Below are 17520 nucleotides of genomic sequence, written 5' to 3'. Positions count from 1 at the left end.
AAAGTTTGTTATAAGCTAAATAATTGCCCTCTAGCTTAAGATTAAATAATTTTATCTACAAATGTTTAGTCAAATTCTTTATCATTGACATTAATAATACATTGTTTTAAAAAAATTCACTGAGTACTGTTAACGATATCTTTTTACATTAGCTTGGGTGCTTGAGTAATTATTTAGCAGCGCAAAGAGGTAATAATATGAGTAAATCAGTTTGCCAGCAAGAGTTAGAGACTTTATTAGATTACCTTCAGCAAAATTCTGTTTATAATCTAGAAGATTATAAACAGCTGAATTTGATAGCTCGGTTACAAGACCGTATGCAGCAATTAAAAGTTGAGAAATATAGTAAATACTTACAATACTTACAAGTTAAACCCGAAGAACTTAATGTTTTAATTGACACCATTATCAAAAATTCCACCGACTCATTTTCTGAGCGCGATTCCTGGGATTATTTAGCCAACAAAATCATTCCCCAAATTATTCAAAGCAAGCATCCAGACGAAAGAATTCGAGTTTGGATTGCTGGCAGTGCTTGTGGACAGGAAGCTTATGCAGTAAGTATGTTGCTAGCAGAAGCTCTGGGTATAGAGCAATATTTGCAACGAGTGCAAATTTTCGCCACTGATAGAGAAGAAGACGCGCTTAATAAAGGGCGACAAGGTAGTTATAATGACTTTGAGTTAGCAGACATCCCCTACGAATTTTTGTCTAAGTACTCTGAGCAAATTCAGCAATTTTATGTTTTTTGTCCTGAACTGCGTCGGTCAATCATTTTTGGTCGCCAAGACTTAGTGATGAATGCGCCCATATCTAAAATTGACCTGCTTGTGTGCCGCAACGTCCTAAAGTATTTCGATGACGCAAAAACTTACGCAACTATTCTGATTCGCTTTCATTTTGCCTTGAGGGATAACGGTTTTCTTTTTTTAGGAAAAACAGAAAGCTTGACTAACGACAAACAAATCTTCATCCCCGTTAGTATGAAGCATTCGATTTTTTATAAAGCAGAGAATCTCAGTTTGCAAGAATACTTGCAGATTCGACCTGAGTCTGCTGAAAAGAAAGTATTTGACTTTTCAGATTTTCCATTTATCCGCTTTTGGCAAGCTGCTTTCCAAAATAGCCCATTTGCCTTACTTGCAGTCGATTGTTGTGGTTGCCTAATTATGGCTAACGAGCAGGCTAGTACCCTGTTTGGTTTAAAAGATGACGACCTAGGTGTGCGAGTGCAAAATTTAGAAATAGGACAAGTTGCAAATCTTACAGACTTGATGAAGCAATTAAATCGCGATCGCTCCTTGATAAGTAAAAAGAACGTAGAGTGGACAACTAGCCACGGCAATCGTTATTTCGATATCCACATTACACCAATAATAAAACCGAGTGGTAGCTTAATTGGAGCAAATCTCACTTTTATTGCAGTACCTTTGCCAAATTACAAGCGTTCAATACCTGTAGAAATAGGATGAATATCATCCTAAAGAAGTAAGCTTAGTAAAAAATCTGGATTAAGGGACTGACAACAAATAAATTACTACTTGTGGGGTGGACATCTTATATCATGTTCGCCTGATTTGCTATACTTACTGACCTTGAACAACCAGAACGGAACATGGAGCGTGATGAACGACGTGATTGCTCACACTTCCTGCTAAAAGTTCAGCAAATCCTTTAAGTCCTCTACGACCAAGCACAATCAAATCTGCTTTCCAACTCCGGGCTAAATCACAGATGTTAGTTCCAGGATCTCCTGTTTGATAATTGGATTCTGTGATAATGCCTAGTATTTTTGCTTTCTGATAGTACAACTGAAGTAAACTTTGTGCCTGTTGTGTTTCTATTTCCAGGTCTACTAAGTTCACAGTGAGTTGACTAGAAACTGCTAGCTCAATGCTATAACCAATCATTAACTGAGCAGCATCTCTTTGGGCTAACTCTAGCGCTTTTATAAACACTGTTGCAGTCGCAGGTGAATCATCAACCGCCACCAAAATCTTCTTAAAGCTCATATCCAGCTCCAATAATCAATTACTTCATTCACATTTGTTGTCTTTTAGCTTGAGGGAAAAATGTGATTTAAAAGTGAAATTAAGTCCCGATAAGCAATTTATTCACTTTTCGTTCACATTCATCAGTAATCCTGGAAAAGAAGCAGAGAAACGAAACTAAGCCAACTGAGGTTTAAAACGAATATCCGAACTAATACGGTTTCTGCTCACACAGAAAACTATATTTTTTTACTATTTGGAGATAAATAAAGCTTCATTTTAAACTTATTAATTTTTATAGGAGATGTTGTAATGAATTTCAGCTCAGTTAAAAATGCAATCGGTATCATTTCTACCCGTCAGGCTGCAACACAGGTGCTTGATGAACTCAGAGCAATTGACTTTCCCATGCAGAAAATTTCTGTGTTCACTTTAGACTCTGAAGACGAAAAGTTGCACGAGGATGCGAATGCGGGTAAACATCCCATAACTCCAGTCGAAGGTGCTAAAGCAGGTGCAATTACAGGAGGAACAACCGGGGGCTTCCTGGCACTAACAGCTGGACTTGGGGTATTAATTATTCCCGGTTTTGGGCCAGTATTAGCGGTTGAATCTGTGGTGAGTACACTGCTGGCGGGTGGAGCAAGTGCGATTTTTGGCAGTGTTTATGGTGCATTTCAAGGTTGGTTTGCTCCGGAAAGGCAACCTAGACTCTGTGAGCCAACCACCTGCCAAGAAAAATTTTTGGTGAAGGTAGAAGGAACAACAGATGAAATCTGGCAAGCAGAATCGATTCTCAGTTATTGGGGTGTACAGGAATGGCATATTTATGAATTTAGCAAAAGATTCTCGTAATCACACCAATTTCAAAAAATAAAAGTACAGATTCAAACAGAGAAATCTATATAAATCTGATGAGTCTTAATTATGAATTACAAATTAGTTTTTGGAGACAGAGATGACAGCAGATGCGATCGCGACAAATACTTTTGCCCAGACAACAAAAGATTTACTCAACTATGAATGGCATACTCTGGGTGAACAAAAGGTTGTGCAAACCTTAGCCAGCCATACACAAGCAGGTTTGACTCGTGAAGAAGCTAGCAAACGACACCAGCAGATGGGTGCAAATCAACTGACTGGTAAAAGTGGAAAAAGTCCTTGGCTACGATTTTTAGAGCAATTTAATCAACCACTACTATATATTTTGCTGACAGCAGGAGTGGTGACATTGCTGCTCAAAGATTGGATAGATGCAGGAGTAATTTTTAGTGTCACCCTGATTAACGTCATCATTGGCTACATTCAAGAATCGAAAGCAGAAGGTGCGATCGCTGCTTTATCCAAAGCTGTTACTACTGAAGCAACTGTAATTCGCAATGGTCAAAAAACTCGTTTAGCTTCGACTGAACTTGTTCTTGGTGATTTGGTATTACTGGCATCTGGTGATAAAGTACCCGCCGATCTGCGGCTATTAAGTGTGCGTGGTTTGCAAGTTGACGAATCTGCGTTAACAGGCGAATCCGTTCCGGTGGAGAAAGCAAGGGCATCGCTGGCTGTGGAAACACCGTTAGCAGAACGCAGCAATATGGTGTATGCAGGAAGTTTTGTGTCTTTTGGACAGGCAGAAGGGATTGTAGTAGCGATCGCAAATGCCACCGAAACCGGTCGGATCTCGCAGTTAATTGAAAGCAGCACAAATCTGAAAACACCGCTAACGCGAAATATTGACAAGTTTAGCAAAAGCTTGTTGTATGTGATTTTATGTTTAGCTGCCCTGACATTTGCAGTCGGATTAGGACAAGGTGAATCTTGGATTGATGTTTTCAAAGCGAGTGTAGCTTTGGTAGTCAGCGCGATTCCAGAAGGATTACCTGCGATTGTTACAGTCACGTTAGCGATCGGAGTTTCCCGGATGGCACGACGTAAGGCGATTATTCGCAAGCTACCTGCTGTGGAAACCTTGGGAAGTACTACTGTTATTTGCTCTGATAAAACTGGGACGTTAACTGAGAATCAGATGACGGTTCAAAAGATTTATGCAGGTGGGCAACATTACACCGTTAGCGGTATCGGTTATGCCCCAGACGGTGAAATCCTAATGGATCAACAACCTGTTGATTTTAATGCAGATGGACATATTGCGCTTTGGGAATCCCTAGAAGCAGGATTGCTCTGCAATGATTCTCATATCGAATGGGGAGATGGACAGTGGAACTTAGTAGGAACCCCAACCGAGGGAGCATTGATTGCGGCTGCCAATAAAGCGGGATTAACGCAAGCGAATCTAGAGCAAGAATTACGTAGAATAGACACCATTCCCTTTGAGTCTCAATTCCAGTACATGGCGACTTTGCATGAATTAGATGCAAAGCGATCGCTCAATGTCATTTACCTCAAAGGTTCTGTAGAGGCAATTCTCCAACGATGCGATCGCATGTTCGATGCTCAAGGACAACTGGCTCGTCTCAATTCTGCGGCAGTGGAACAGGAAGTTGCTAGTATGGCAAACCAAGGGTTACGAGTGCTAGCTTTTGCCAGCAAAGAAGTTGCCACTAAGCGCTCTTTAAATCGCAATGATATTGATCGAGGACTGGTGTTTCTGGGACTTCAGGGCATAATCGATCCGCCGCGTGAGGAAGCGATCGCCGCAGTCAAAGCCTGTCAATCTGCCGGGATTCAGGTGAAGATGATCACTGGAGATCATGCACTTACAGCAGCTGCGATCGCCCGTCAAATGGGAATTTGCTCGACTGAAGCACAAGTCTTCACCGGACAGCAATTAACTCAGATGAATGAAAAAGAATTCACCCAAGCGGCTGAACAAGGTATGGTATTTGCACGAGTTGCCCCAGAACAAAAATTGCATCTGGTAAAAGCGTTGCAGTCTCAAGGTGAAATTGTTGCCATGACTGGAGATGGTGTCAATGATGCTCCTGCTCTCAAACAGGCGGATATTGGGGTAGCGATGGGCATAGCCGGGGCAGAGGTGGCCAAAGAATCGGCGGATATGCTTCTAACTGACGATAATTTCGCCTCAATAGAAGCTGCTGTGGAGGAAGGGCGTGGTGTTTACCGCAACTTGCGAAAAGCGATCGCTTTCTTGCTGCCAATCAACGTGGGCGAATCCATGACAATTTTAATTGCCATTCTCCTGGCCACCGTACTTCCCATCTTACCAATCCAAATTCTCTGGCTCAACATGGTTAGTTCAGTAGGGTTGATTGTTCCCCTCGCCTTTGAGCCAAAATCTGGACAGGTGATGCAGCAATCACCACGCAACCCTAGAGAAAAGCTTTTATCAGGTAGTTTACTTAAGCGCATATTAGCGATTTCTGTTTTCAATTGGGTGGTAATTTTTGGGGTGTTTCAATGGATACTTCAAACTACAGGCAATGAAGCCTTAGCTCGCACAATGGCGATTAATGGATTGGTGGCAGCAGAAGTCTTTTACCTGTTAAGTATTACCCAGTTTTTACCATCTCTAGTCGTGAGAATCCAAGGTAAACGCACACCCGTAGCTTATGCACCTGCGATCGGAATTGTGGCTGTAGTGATTTTACAATGTCTGTTCAGTCAGTGGAGCATGATGAATCAAGTGTTTGACACCACACCTTTAACGTTTATCCAAGCTCTCATCTGCATGGGTGTAGGTTTGCCAGTGGTGTTTATAGCTCTTATCTTGCAGCGTTTCGATCCGCTCAACTAGTGATATAGAAGTCTGATAGTGGTTTTATCCAATGCCAAATAATTACGTTGGATCTGCACCCAATTGAAGAAGAATTCAGAAGTCAGAATGGGCTAAACCTTAGCTATCCGATAACAAGAATCAAGAGCGTGGGGGATTCAGACCCTTACAGGTGATTGTAGACCGCTAAATCTTCTCTACGAGACGCTGCGCGAACAATTTAGACGGGGTCTTAAACCCAGTTATTTATCCGCCAGTCACACTCCAATTCAATTCTGAATTCTGGCTCCTGACTCCTGAATTCTATTTATAAATTAAAAACTCCATCAGTACATTTTGCTAGGTATGATATTTAATCTGTAAGCATTTACCTAGTAATAATCAGCTATGACCCAGAACTACCGCATTACTCTACTCCCCGGCGATGGCATTGGCCCTGAAATTATGGCAGTGGCGGTAGATGTACTGAAAGTCGTAGGGAAGCAATTTGATCTGAAGTTTGAATTCCAAGAAGCCCTGATCGGTGGTGCAGCAATTGATGCCACAGGGGAACCCCTACCATCTGCCACTCTAGATACTTGCCGTAACAGTGATGCTGTGTTACTCGCTGCGATTGGTGGTTACAAGTGGGATTCCCTGCCATCCAATTTACGCCCAGAAGCAGGTTTGTTAGGATTACGTGCCGGTTTAGGATTATTTGCCAATTTGCGCCCAGCAAAAATTTTGCCTCAGCTAATCGACGCTTCAACTTTGAAACGCGAAATTGTAGAAGGTGTAGATATTATGGTGGTGCGCGAACTCACTGGTGGAATTTACTTCGGTAAACCCAAAGGAATTTTTGCTACAGAAAATGGTGAAAAACGCGGTGTAAATACAATGGTTTACACCGAATCGGAAATTGAGCGTATTGGGCGGGTGGCGTTTGAAGCAGCTAAAAAACGCAGTGGAAAACTTTGTTCGGTGGATAAGGCGAATGTATTAGAAGTATCTCAGTTGTGGCGCGATCGCATCACCCAACTTTCTCAAGAATATCCAGATATTGAACTCTCTCATTTATATGTAGATAATGCTGCTATGCAGTTAGTACGCGCTCCCAAGCAGTTCGATACCATTGTCACAGGCAATTTGTTTGGTGATATTCTCTCTGATGCTGCTGCCATGCTCACGGGTAGTATTGGGATGTTACCCTCGGCTAGTTTGGGCGCTTCTGGGCCTGGTGTGTTTGAACCAGTCCACGGTTCCGCCCCAGATATTGCTGGACTTGATAAGGCAAATCCTTTAGCACAGGTTTTGAGTGCGGCGATGATGTTACGCTACGGTTTAGATCAGCCAAAAGCAGCAGATCATATCGAACAAGCTGTATTGCAAGTTTTAGAACAAGGCGATCGCACCGGGGATATAATTTCTCCAGGAAAAAACCTCTTGGGTTGCCGCGCTATGGGAGATTCACTCATTAAGGCTATTGAAAAAAAATAATTTTATAGATTAACTTGGGCAACTTGGCAACCTTTGCTATAAGTTTCGGGTAGACTAAAGTGAAATCTAGCAATCAAATAACAGTCGATAGTGTACGCATTACGACAAGGTCAAGTAAATTTTACCGCCCCAAAGAACCAATCGCCTTTGATTGATCCTGCTGTAATTAGAGCTGCTGGGCAGATATACTATACTCACTGTGAAGTTCATCCCGAAATAGCTGGGCAACCTTCCGGTGTAGCGATTAATCGTGTGACTCATCGAGGTAAGGTTATTTTTACTAACCAACCAGTTCTTTTACCTCAAGAGTGTTTTGTGCCCTTAAGTCAAATTGAATCGCACATGTATTAGTCATTAGTCAGTAGAGACGCGACGCCAGTCGCTACAACGGGGAGCCACTGCGGTCTTGGGGTTTCCCCAGGTGGAGCAAGTGGCGTGGGAACCCCCCTTCGGGTTCGGGGGTGACGCTCCTTCTCCCAAGGGGAGACGCTACGCGAACGTCGCTAACGCTACGCTAACGCAATCGCCGGGAACCGCCAAGACTGCGACCCCCTCACCGCAACGCGCTGGCTCATTAATCGCGTCTCTACAATGGTCATTAGTTATTGACAAAGCACAAATAACACAGCACAAATGACACAGGACAAATGACAAAGGACATAATGACTGTATGGACATTTTGTTCGCCATCCCGGCGAGTGTAATGGTCTTTGCTTTGGGTGCATCTATCGGTAGTTTTCTTAATGTTATTGTTTATCGCCTACCTGCTGGGTTGTCAATTCTTTGGCCGCCTTCTCGTTGTCCTAAATGCTTAAACCAGCTAAAAGCTTACGACAATATACCAGTGTTCGGCTGGATTTCCTTAAGAGGGCGGTGTCGATATTGCAAAAGCAAAATTTCTGTCCGTTATCCTGTGGTAGAAGGGGTAACGGGCATAATTTTTTTACTAATTTTTTTGGTATTTCAAGTTTCAACTTTAACAATAGGCTATTGGGCTTTTTGTAGTTGGTTATTAGCACTATCACTCATCGACTTAGATACAATGACCCTACCCAACCCACTTACTCAGTCGGGTTTAGTGGTAGGGATTTTGTTTCAAATGGTAGTTGGTTTTCTACCAGAGGGTAGTTTTGTGGCTTTGGTAAATCACCTGATAATCGCTATAGTCGGTGCAGTATTAGGATTATGGCTGTTTGATGCGATCGCTCTATTGAGTTCAATTGCCTTTGGTAAAACTGCAATGGGTGCAGGTGACGCCAAGTTAGCAGCCATGATGGGAGCCTGGTTAGGCTGGAAATATTTGCTCTTGGCTAGTTTTATTGCCTGTGCGTTGGGAGCATTAATTGGCATCGGTATTTTGATTATGCAGCGATCGCGACAAAAATTAGGACAAAAGATACCTTTCGGCCCTTTTCTGGCTTTAGGATCTGTGATTGCGCTGTTTAGCGGCGAAGCCATTTTGTCTAGCTACCTGCGGTTGTTTTTTCCAGCATCTTGAATTGAGCTGGGGACTGGGGACTAGAGACTAGGGAGAATAACCATACTCAATCCCCAATCGTCTTTCATAATAAATTCTTATGATTCGTGACTGTAACCAACATTACCCCATCTACCTTTCACATTTTGATAATATTCAGCTTGTGACTTGTATTACCCTCTTAACGACGATTAACCGTTGGCAAGTACAACTAGTGCAACAAATGCCGATTGTTCAGAGCCTAGCAATAGGAATAATTGGACTTCTTGCAGAAGTAGGGAAAAGGGTAAGGGGGAAAGGGAAAAGGAATAAAAAAAACCTTTCCCCTTTAACCTTTCCCCTTTTCCCGCCTCTTGCAAAAGTAACTTTTGCAAGAGGTCTATTGATTTGGGTGGCAGGGAAAGAGCATCTTATTTGGAGGTTGGTATTCTCATGGCTTTGTCACTACGTCCATATAATTAAGTCTGCTGAAAAAAAGAGCAAGAGACTTGTATTGGTATAAGTATTTTCGTTAAGCTGGCAACCAAAGATGAAAATTAAGGTCTCAATTGCTTAAAAGCTTAGTTTGACGATATCGCCATTAGTCTTAACAAAGAAAAATGACTAATGACTAAGGATAACCAAATACAGTTTGAAATGTTTTTGACCTCGTACCCACTTAAAATAAAATAAAAAATGGCTAACAACGAAGAATCACGTGGTTTAAAGTCTCTATTTGACTGGTTTGCAAATCGACGGAAGTCAGGCCCTACCAGCCTCGAACGCCAAGAACGTGAAATTGCTGATGGATTATGGCATAAATGTTCCAAGTGTGGCGTGTTGACATATACAAAAGATTTAAAAGCTAATCAGATGGTTTGTGTTGAATGTGGTCATCACAATCGGGTAGACAGCGATGAGCGCATTCGTCAATTGATAGATAACAATACCTGGAAAGCGCTTGATGAGCATTTGCGTCCAACCGATCCACTGGAATTTCGCGATCGCAAACTCTACAGTGATCGCTTGCGGGAAACACAAGATAAAATTGGCTTAATAGACGCGGTTAGAACTGGTTTAGGTCAAATCAATGGTTTGCCCATTGCCCTTGGGGTTATGGACTTCCGCTTCATGGGTGGTAGTATGGGTTCGGTTGTAGGAGAAAGACTCACCCGAATGATTGAGCAAGCCACTCAACGACGCTATCCTGTAGTTATCGTCTGTACCTCCGGGGGCGCGAGAATGCAAGAAGGTATGCTCTCTTTGATGCAGATGGCAAAAATCTCCGCAGCTTTACAGCGCCATAAAGATGCCCGACTATTATATATTCCAATTTTGACCAATCCGACAACGGGTGGCGTTACCGCTAGTTTTGCAATGTTGGGCGATATAATTTTGGCAGAACCCAAGGCAACCATTGGTTTTGCAGGTCGGCGAGTGATTGAGCAAACCCTACGGGAAAAACTACCCGAAAATTTCCAGACTGCTGAAGATTTGCTGCTGCATGGTTTTGTTGATGATATCGTATCCCGTACCCAATTAAAGAACACCTTAGCCCAGTTGATTGCCCTACACCAGCCTGTACTAACAACACCTCACATGGTGTTGTGGGAAACAATGTCCTTGACTTCTACCGCCGCAGAATAAAGCATGGGGCATGGGGCATGGGGCATGGGGCATGGGGCATTGGGCATTGGGCATGGGGATTGAATCTTCAATTTTGAATTTTGAATTGATTTCTCCCCTGCTCCCCCTCATGCTCTGCCTGGCTCTTGAAGAAACCAATCTGAACAGAATCCGTAAACATAGATTATGGGTGAAGTATCCTCGGATAAATCAGCTTGCAAAGGATCTCAGTATGCTTTAACTAGCATCGCTGATAATTTTTCGATATTTTAGCTTGCAATTTTTAACCAAAATTTCAAATAATTAACATATCAGTCCTTAATAACACAAGGTATGAGCGAGGAAAGAGACGTATTATTTGTCTGTGATTAATAAAGGATTATTTAATTTTTTGGCATTGGTGATCACGATCGCGATCGCTATTATTGCTTGTCAAAGCCTACAATTTCCAAGCAAACCGTTAGCATCTACCGTAGTCACCATTAAACTCAGTGGTTGGGGAGGCTCTCCTGTTGAGCAAAAACTCTTGAGACAAGTACTGCAACACTTTGAAGCACAACATCCAACTATTAAGGTCAAATATGAGGTAATTTCCGACCAATACATGGATGTAATCAAAACTCGTTTGGTTGGAGAAGCTGCGCCTGATGTTTTTTATCTAGATGCGCTAGAAGCTCCTTTCTTGATGAGTCAGAATGTCTTAGAACCGTTAGAAAGTTACATCACCCCCGAATTTGACCTTGCGGACTTCGAGGATACCCTACTCGACAGTTTCAAATACCAAAATCAAATTTACGGTCTTCCCAAAGACTATTCCACCCTCGCCCTGTTTTATAACAAAAAGGCATTTGTCGCCGCAGGCTTGAGTAGTCCGCCAGCGACTTGGGATGAATTACGTAACTACTCGAAACAATTAACAGGCAAACTTAACAAGTATGGCTTTGGCGAAATTCCTGAATTGGCGCGTCAGGCTTATAAAATAAAAGCTTTTGGTGGACAACTTATAAATCGAAATGGTTATGCTACCTTTGCCAGTACAGCCGGTTTACAGGGTTTAGAGTTGGTAGTAAACCAGTATCAAAAAGACCGCTCCTCTGCCCAAAAATCTGATGTGGGGACAAACTCAGGTAGTGAAATGTTTGGTCAGAATAAAGTGGCGATGGTGATTGAAGGGAACTGGGCAATTCCCTATTTAACCGAAACCTTTCCCCAAGTAGAGTTTGCTACCGCACAAGTGCCTACTATTAATGACAAAAAAGGTACGATGGTGTTTACCGTTGCCTACGTGATGAATAAGCAAGCACAACACAAAGCCGAAGCTTGGGAGTTGATTTCTTATCTCACGGGTAAAGAAGGAATGCAAAAGTGGACAGGAACAGGGTTTGCTTTGCCAACACGTAAATCAGTGGCAAAGAATTTGGGCTATGACCAAGATCCTTTGCGATCGCCATTAGTAGCAGGTGTGAATTATGCTACATCGTGGCAGGTAGGTCAGTATCCAAGTGCGATCGTCAATAACTTTGATAACCAGTTTGTCAGCGCCTTATTGGGACAACAACCATTAAAGCAAGCGATCATGCGGGCTGAAAATGATGCTAATCAACAAATCAAGGCGATGCAGTAATTGCGTTCAACAAAGTTTACTCACAGCATTTTTCCTAAGTTTTAGAGAACATACATCATGACTGCAATTCGAGTTTGAACCCAAGTCATAAAGTTAGATTAAAAACAAGCACTTCCAAAAGCTATAACAATGACCCGTTAATTTATTAGACCTCTTGCATAAATAAATTATTGTACGATGGGGGATTTTCAAAATTTACTTTCTATCTCTATCAGACATCCTAATGAGCTTACAAAAGTTCTATGTATATATTCTGATATAGATTTTTTACAAAACCTCCAATCACATCACAAAATAATTATGCAAGAGGTCTATTCTTTGGAAGTCCCTGATTGCCCTATTCCTTTCCTCTCAAGGCATTAATTCCTCTTCTTCTCTAAAAATAAGCGAATGGACAGTGAAAAGGACAAGACTTGATTTTGTACTATGGCGTTGTAATCGTCCATAGGGCACGATTGTAGTAATTGGCATCAGTTCCAACAACTTTAGGACTTTCAAAGCCGCTTGATGCTAACCAGCCTCCCTCATCTCCTCGGTTTCCTTTGATTGGATCTCCATCGGAAAACAGATACCGCTTTGTCACTAGATTTTCAATGAGAAAACTATTACCACTTGGTTTAATCTTCCATAAGGCACGATTGTAGTAATTGGCGTCAGTTCCAACAACTTTAGGACTTTCAAAGCCGCTTGATGCTAACCAGCCTCTCTCATTTCCTCGGTTTCCTTTGATTAGATCTCCACTGGAAAACAAATACCGCTTTGTCACTAGATTTTCAATGAGAAAATTATCAGCAATTGGTGTAATCGTCCATAGGGCACGATTGTAGTAATTGGCATCAGTTCCAACAACTTTAGGACTTTCAAAGCCGCTTGATGCTAACCAGCCTCCCTCATCTCCTCGGTTTCCTTTGATTGGATCTCCATCGGAAAACACATACCGCTTTGTCACTAAATTTTCAATGAGAACAGGTTTGTTTAGTTGCCCATTGATATTTACAGTAGAAGTTGCTTTTCCAGGTATAAAAAGCACACCTAACACTACAACAAGACTAAAGCAGAAGGCGCTAATAAAAGAAATTAGAGTTTTGATTCTCATGATATTGACTCACAGTTTCAAAAGTTTACATTTTGTTACACAGCTAGTTTTTTTTGTGTTTATCTACTTAGCGCTCTTCCATCACTCTGGTTTAAGAAAATAAGAGCTAACTTTTAAACAAGAGACATAAACTCGGTTTGGAGCTTTATTTTATAACATTATGTTTTGGCTAAAATCGTTTCTTTTGCCTGAAAATCTTGTTTATTAAAATTATTGCTTTTTTCTCTGGAGACAGTGATTAAAGAGGGTTAGTCAACACAATTATTTATTTATCACTATTTCCAAGTAAAGTAAATTTCTTTACCTAGTCTTCAAGATGTAATTTTCTGGAAAATCTAATACATTTCACCAGAGATATAAGCAAAAATTTATCCTTCATACAGATATATTTTGTTCACTTCTTAAAAATTCCATATTTAGTGAAATTTTGTTTTGTTCTTCACAAAAACACAATTTCTTTTTCTATCAAAAATAATTTTGTGATATCTGATTGTGCTTAACACAGACATAAGTTAATTTTATATATTAAGCTGATAACATATCTGCTCAAGCAACAATCAAGTTCATATAAGCTTTATATAATGCTGTAGCTTTTCTTCCACAGCTTTTAAGTAGGGGCACTTCAGCTTATTCAATTACTCATGCACAACAAAAAGCGATCGCTTTCCTAAACCAAAGACTTACTCAATGAAGTTCAAGCGATCGCGTAATTGAGTATATTTGTTTCAGCAGTAAAACACTAACTTCATGACTGTAACTTTTGCCCTCGAAGGCTTTATCTCATTCCGTGGTCATCAGGTATGGTATCGCATCGTTAAACCAAACCAAGAAGATGCTAAAAAGCTACCGCTGCTGTGTCTTCATGGAGGCCCAGGAGTACCCCACGACTACTTAAGACCTTTGGAAGCCATCGCCACAACCGGACACAGGGTGATTTTTTACGATCAATTAGGGTGTGGAAATAGCGATCGCCCTACAGACCCTAACTTATATTCCATTGATTTGTTCAAAGAAGAACTCTTCGCCGTCCGCAGTGCCTTAAATTTAGACCAAATTCATCTTTTTGGGCAATCATGGGGCGGTTGTTTAGCACTGGAACATGCTCTTTCTCAACCTACTGGGTTAGTCAGTCTTGTTCTAGCTAACACGCCTTCTAGCATTCGACAATTTGTCACTGAAGCTTATAGCCTGATGAATGAGTTACCAATCGAAGTACAAGAGGTCATTCGTAAACACGAAGCTGATGGTACTACTCAAGACCCTGAATACAAACAGGCAATGGAAGTATTCAATCATTCTTTTCTTTGCCGACTAGACCCTTGGCCCAGCAGTTTAACTACAGCCTACACTAAAGTTGGTACAGAATTTCGGGGTGCTGGCAAAATTATCGACTGGAATATTGAAGACCGCCTCGGTGAAATTATCGTGCCTACACTGCTGCTTTCAGGTCGCTACGATGAGGTTACGCCTACTTGTGTTGAAACAGTTCACCAGGGTATTTCTGGCTCGGAGTGGGTACTATTTGAAAACAGTTCACACATGCCTCATCTCGAAGAGACGGAACGATTCTTGCAAGTCTTGAGCGAATTTTTGAATCGTGTCGAAACAGCCCTGTAAAGGTGAGATTGTAAGTTGAGTCTCATATTCCTTAAACCTAATTCTTCATTTATTCTCGAATTCTCGAAGTTCCGAGTTCTGAGCCTGAAGTTACGATATTGTAAACATTAAAGCATCCATAATAAGAATTAAAGCGTTTATGAATACTTTAATGTTTGCCACTAATGTTGTTTTCTAGCAGTTCTCTTTCGCTTTGCAAACGAACCAATACCTAATCCACCAAACACTACTATTACCCCCACGATCATTGTTGGTTCTGGAACTTTTTGGGAAACTTCAATAGAACCGCTGACTAAAGCCAGACCATTCAAGGTAGTAGTTGGTCCCAAATTAACTGTGTCCTCTTCGGAGAACAATAGTCTGCTTATAGCGTTTTTGAATATGCCCTCACCGCCAGTTATATTCACGATGCCAGAACCTTTTGCTGTTAGATTATCAAAATTAACTGAAGCACTGGCATCACTAGTTCCGAATAACTTGTTAGCACCGTCGCCAAACACGATGTAGCCTAATGGGAAACCTTGGACACCAAATACTTCTGGATTATTATTAAAAGTGAGATTTCCCTTGTCATCAATCACGGAGTATGTCAAACCTTTGTATAATCCCAAATTATATGGGGCATCATCACTCAAACCAACCTCAAAGACCTGCGAAACGTTGCCTGAAATAGGCGTAATATTCACTGTTGTCCGATAGTTGCCAATAAATGGAAAAATAGTCTGTGCTGTCGCTCTGGCTACATTTGAGCAAAGACTAACTGAGGTGATAACGAATGGAACAATCCACATCTTGAGTGAATGAAGTATCATTTAATATCTCCAGTTTCAAAAAGTATCTATTTTGAAACCGAGCCTACAATACATCAGGAGGAGTTACAATGAATAATCCTTTGATAATATTGATAATTTTTTATCAGATGATATACAGAAATCTCTTATAAAGATAAAAATTTCACTCCAGTGCATAGTCCAAAAAGTGAACAACAATTAAATTAAGAAATTTTTTCAACAATTTTCTAATCTTCTCCCAAAGCAGAATAACCCTTTCCTTACCAAATCAGGATTGAATACTTTTGTGACAGGAGTACGATAAATAATCATGCACAACCCATCGCTACAGTCGGGTTAATGCTGGATTAGGCGGAGGTTCAACTATGTTTCAAATTAGCAGGCGGTACACGAAGCACAGGAGGAAGATTGCAGAAGACTTGGCTGGCTATCTGTTCATGATGCCTACCATTCTAGTTTTGGGAACTTTTGTAGTCTTACCTATTCTCTACGCCGTTTTTCTTTCCTTGCAAAAAGTTCAACTTCTCGGTGGTATTGAGTACGAGTTCATCGGTTTTCGGAACTTCACACGATTAGCTGAAGATGAAAGAGTTTGGATTGCTTTGAGAAACACAGCCGAATATGTAGCTATTGTTGTGCCAACTCAAACTATCCTGGCTTTAATTCTGGCAGTAACTCTGAATTCTGGGATTCACGGTAAAAACTGGTGGCGCATTCTCTATTTTTTGCCGACAGTGACTTCTTCATCAGTGCTAACACTTATCTTTATGTGGATTTATAACACTGATGGGCTACTAAACGATTTTCTTGCTTTTGTGGGGCTACCTACTTATAACTGGTTGGGGGATCCGGCAGTTGCACTCAAAGGCATCACAATCATGAACATTTGGTCAACCGCGCCATTTTTTATGGTAATTTATCTGGCGGCGTTGCAAGATATACCTCAAACACTTTACGAGGCTGCGGAACTTGATGGCGCAGATGGATGGCAACAATTTATCCACATTACTCTTCCCTTGCTTAAGCCTGTAACCTTCTTTGTGGCGACAGTGGGGGTAATTGGCACTTTTCAACTTTTTGACCAGTCTTACATCTTCTCTGGCGGTACTGGCGGGCCCAACAACGCTACCTTAACTGTAGTGCTGCTGATTTATCAAGCGGTATTTCGGAATTTACAAATGGGATATGCAGCTGCGATCGCATTTTTGTTAGCAGCAGTGATCATTGCCATCAGTTTGATTCAACGGCGACTTTTCGGAGGCGAACGAATTTGACTAACACCTCTGGCCTATCCTGGCCCAAAGCCCTGTTGTACGTCTTGCTGACACTCTATGCCATCATTACTCTAATTCCCTTTCTCTGGGCACTTTCAGCATCATTTAAGCCGTTAACAGAAATTGTCAGTGGTGAACCCAACTTTCTCCCCAAGAATTTTACTCTCGATAACTACAGGCAAATCTTTTTACAAGAACCGCTATTTTGGCGCTGGTTATTCAACAGTGTAGCGATCGCCATCAGTGTTACGCTTTTAAACTTGTTGTTAAATTCAATGGCTGGTTATGCCTTGGCAAGACTGCACTTTGTGGGCAAGCGCTTTTGGTTCTTTTTAATTTTGGCAGTATTAGCAGTACCGACGCAAATCACCCTAATTCCCACATTTTTGATTTTGAAAGCGATCAACTGGCTGAATTCTTACCAAGGTATGATTGTTCCTAGCATGGTTAATGCCACTTTTATCTTCATGATGCGGCAGTTTTTCGTTAATTTTCCTAAAGAGCTAGAAGAAGCAGCTCAACTCGATGGCTTAAATACTTTTGGAATTTTTCGACACATTGTCTTACCTTTGGCAAAACCAGCACTAGCAGCACAGGCAGTTTTTGTGTTCATGGGGAGTTGGAATAATTTTTTACTGCCTATAGTTATCCTATTCGACCCAGAAATGTTTACCCTTCCTTTGGGGCTGAACACCTTCAAAGGTCAATACATCAGCTATTGGAACTATATTATGGCGGCTTCTATGGTCTTTACCCTGCCAGCTTTAGGCATTTATGCCTTTTTTAATCGTTACTTTATTCAAAGCGTCACCTTTACTGGGGGAAAAGGTTAATAGGTATTAGTAGTCTGCCAACCCAAAGATGCGCTTTTTCGGGCTGGG

General features: G+C 41.4%; 16 protein-coding genes. 13 read left to right on the top strand and 3 right to left on the bottom strand.

Annotated elements, in window-relative coordinates:
- Positions 1–197 precede the first annotated feature (197 nt).
- Positions 198–1472, top strand: coding sequence for a CheR family methyltransferase (locus V7K79_RS29755; protein WP_335053093.1), 1275 nt, complete (start codon positions 198–200; stop codon positions 1470–1472).
- Between the two features lie 114 nt (positions 1473–1586).
- Here the strand turns inward: V7K79_RS29755 and V7K79_RS29750 are convergent, their stop codons facing one another.
- Positions 1587–2012, bottom strand: a complete 426-nt coding sequence (locus tag V7K79_RS29750; RefSeq protein ID WP_335053092.1) for a universal stress protein — start codon at positions 2010–2012, stop codon at positions 1587–1589.
- A 291-nt stretch (positions 2013–2303) separates the two neighbouring features.
- Here V7K79_RS29750 and V7K79_RS29745 point away from each other — a divergent pair, with 291 nt between their 5' ends.
- The 9 genes from V7K79_RS29745 to V7K79_RS29705 all read left to right on the top strand — a co-directional run bounded on the left by V7K79_RS29745 (position 2304) and on the right by V7K79_RS29705 (position 11861).
- The gene (locus V7K79_RS29745) at positions 2304–2846 is read left to right on the top strand and encodes a hypothetical protein (protein WP_335053091.1); all 543 of its coding nucleotides are present in this window, start codon (positions 2304–2306) and stop codon (positions 2844–2846) included.
- A 103-nt stretch (positions 2847–2949) separates the two neighbouring features.
- The gene (locus tag V7K79_RS29740) at positions 2950–5700 is read left to right on the top strand and encodes a cation-translocating P-type ATPase (protein WP_335053143.1); all 2751 of its coding nucleotides are present in this window, start codon (positions 2950–2952) and stop codon (positions 5698–5700) included.
- 366 nt (positions 5701–6066) lie between these two features.
- Positions 6067–7155: a 3-isopropylmalate dehydrogenase gene (leuB, locus tag V7K79_RS29735; RefSeq protein ID WP_335053089.1), complete on the top strand. Its 1089-nt coding sequence runs from the start codon at positions 6067–6069 to the stop codon at positions 7153–7155.
- A 90-nt stretch (positions 7156–7245) separates the two neighbouring features.
- Complete coding sequence (locus V7K79_RS29730) at positions 7246–7506, top strand: hypothetical protein (RefSeq protein ID WP_104908437.1); 261 nt, start codon at positions 7246–7248, stop codon at positions 7504–7506.
- Between the two features lie 79 nt (positions 7507–7585).
- Entirely contained in the window at positions 7586–7792 is a 207-nt protein-coding gene (locus V7K79_RS29725) for a hypothetical protein (protein ID WP_335053087.1), read from the top strand.
- A 33-nt stretch (positions 7793–7825) separates the two neighbouring features.
- Entirely contained in the window at positions 7826–8653 is an 828-nt protein-coding gene (locus tag V7K79_RS29720; RefSeq protein WP_335053085.1) for a prepilin peptidase, read from the top strand.
- A 79-nt stretch (positions 8654–8732) separates the two neighbouring features.
- The gene (locus tag V7K79_RS29715) at positions 8733–9134 is read left to right on the top strand and encodes a hypothetical protein (protein WP_335053083.1); all 402 of its coding nucleotides are present in this window, start codon (positions 8733–8735) and stop codon (positions 9132–9134) included.
- A gap of 173 nt (positions 9135–9307) precedes the next feature.
- Complete coding sequence (gene accD, locus V7K79_RS29710; protein ID WP_335053081.1) at positions 9308–10258, top strand: acetyl-CoA carboxylase, carboxyltransferase subunit beta; 951 nt, start codon at positions 9308–9310, stop codon at positions 10256–10258.
- Between the two features lie 346 nt (positions 10259–10604).
- A complete protein-coding gene (locus tag V7K79_RS29705; RefSeq protein ID WP_335053141.1) occupies positions 10605–11861 on the top strand; it encodes an ABC transporter substrate-binding protein in 1257 nt (418 codons plus the stop codon).
- Positions 11862–12285: 424 nt separating this feature from the next.
- On the opposite strand, the gene V7K79_RS29700 is transcribed toward V7K79_RS29705, so the two are convergent.
- Entirely contained in the window at positions 12286–12957 is a 672-nt protein-coding gene (locus V7K79_RS29700) for a hypothetical protein (RefSeq protein ID WP_335053079.1), read from the bottom strand.
- A 747-nt stretch (positions 12958–13704) separates the two neighbouring features.
- On the opposite strand from V7K79_RS29700, the gene V7K79_RS29695 reads away from it, so the two are divergent.
- A complete protein-coding gene (locus V7K79_RS29695) occupies positions 13705–14574 on the top strand; it encodes a proline iminopeptidase-family hydrolase (protein ID WP_335053077.1) in 870 nt (289 codons plus the stop codon).
- Between the two features lie 161 nt (positions 14575–14735).
- On the opposite strand, the gene V7K79_RS29690 is transcribed toward V7K79_RS29695, so the two are convergent.
- On the bottom strand, positions 14736–15386 hold the full coding sequence (locus V7K79_RS29690) for a hypothetical protein (RefSeq protein WP_335053075.1): 651 nt from the start codon (positions 15384–15386) through the stop codon (positions 14736–14738).
- Positions 15387–15730: 344 nt separating this feature from the next.
- Here V7K79_RS29690 and V7K79_RS29685 point away from each other — a divergent pair, with 344 nt between their 5' ends.
- Positions 15731–16639 carry a carbohydrate ABC transporter permease gene (locus V7K79_RS29685; RefSeq protein ID WP_335053073.1) on the top strand — a complete coding sequence of 303 codons (909 nt, stop codon included), beginning with the start codon at positions 15731–15733 and terminating at the stop codon, positions 16637–16639.
- Positions 16636–17472 carry a carbohydrate ABC transporter permease gene (locus V7K79_RS29680; RefSeq protein ID WP_335053071.1) on the top strand — a complete coding sequence of 279 codons (837 nt, stop codon included), beginning with the start codon at positions 16636–16638 and terminating at the stop codon, positions 17470–17472. The genes V7K79_RS29685 and V7K79_RS29680 overlap by 4 nt, the downstream gene beginning before the upstream one ends.
- Positions 17473–17520: the final 48 nt, after the last annotated feature.

The organism is Nostoc sp., assembly GCF_036917575.1.
Lineage (GTDB): Bacteria > Cyanobacteriota > Cyanobacteriia > Cyanobacteriales > Nostocaceae > Nostoc.
Note: the sequence above shows the minus strand (reverse complement) of the source record. Positions and strands in the feature narration are given on the sequence as shown.

Coding starts and splice junctions, on each gene's coding strand:
- V7K79_RS29755 (WP_335053093.1), top strand. CDS start 198: ATGAGTAAATCAGTTTGCCAGCAAGAGTTAGAGACTTTATTAGATTAC.
- V7K79_RS29750 (WP_335053092.1), bottom strand. CDS start 2,012: ATGAGCTTTAAGAAGATTTTGGTGGCGGTTGATGATTCACCTGCGACT.
- V7K79_RS29745 (WP_335053091.1), top strand. CDS start 2,304: ATGAATTTCAGCTCAGTTAAAAATGCAATCGGTATCATTTCTACCCGT.
- V7K79_RS29740 (WP_335053143.1), top strand. CDS start 2,950: ATGACAGCAGATGCGATCGCGACAAATACTTTTGCCCAGACAACAAAA.
- leuB (WP_335053089.1), top strand. CDS start 6,067: ATGACCCAGAACTACCGCATTACTCTACTCCCCGGCGATGGCATTGGC.
- V7K79_RS29720 (WP_335053085.1), top strand. CDS start 7,826: ATGGACATTTTGTTCGCCATCCCGGCGAGTGTAATGGTCTTTGCTTTG.
- V7K79_RS29715 (WP_335053083.1), top strand. CDS start 8,733: ATGATTCGTGACTGTAACCAACATTACCCCATCTACCTTTCACATTTT.
- accD (WP_335053081.1), top strand. CDS start 9,308: ATGGCTAACAACGAAGAATCACGTGGTTTAAAGTCTCTATTTGACTGG.
- V7K79_RS29700 (WP_335053079.1), bottom strand. CDS start 12,957: ATGAGAATCAAAACTCTAATTTCTTTTATTAGCGCCTTCTGCTTTAGT.
- V7K79_RS29695 (WP_335053077.1), top strand. CDS start 13,705: ATGACTGTAACTTTTGCCCTCGAAGGCTTTATCTCATTCCGTGGTCAT.
- V7K79_RS29690 (WP_335053075.1), bottom strand. CDS start 15,386: ATGATACTTCATTCACTCAAGATGTGGATTGTTCCATTCGTTATCACC.
- V7K79_RS29685 (WP_335053073.1), top strand. CDS start 15,731: ATGTTTCAAATTAGCAGGCGGTACACGAAGCACAGGAGGAAGATTGCA.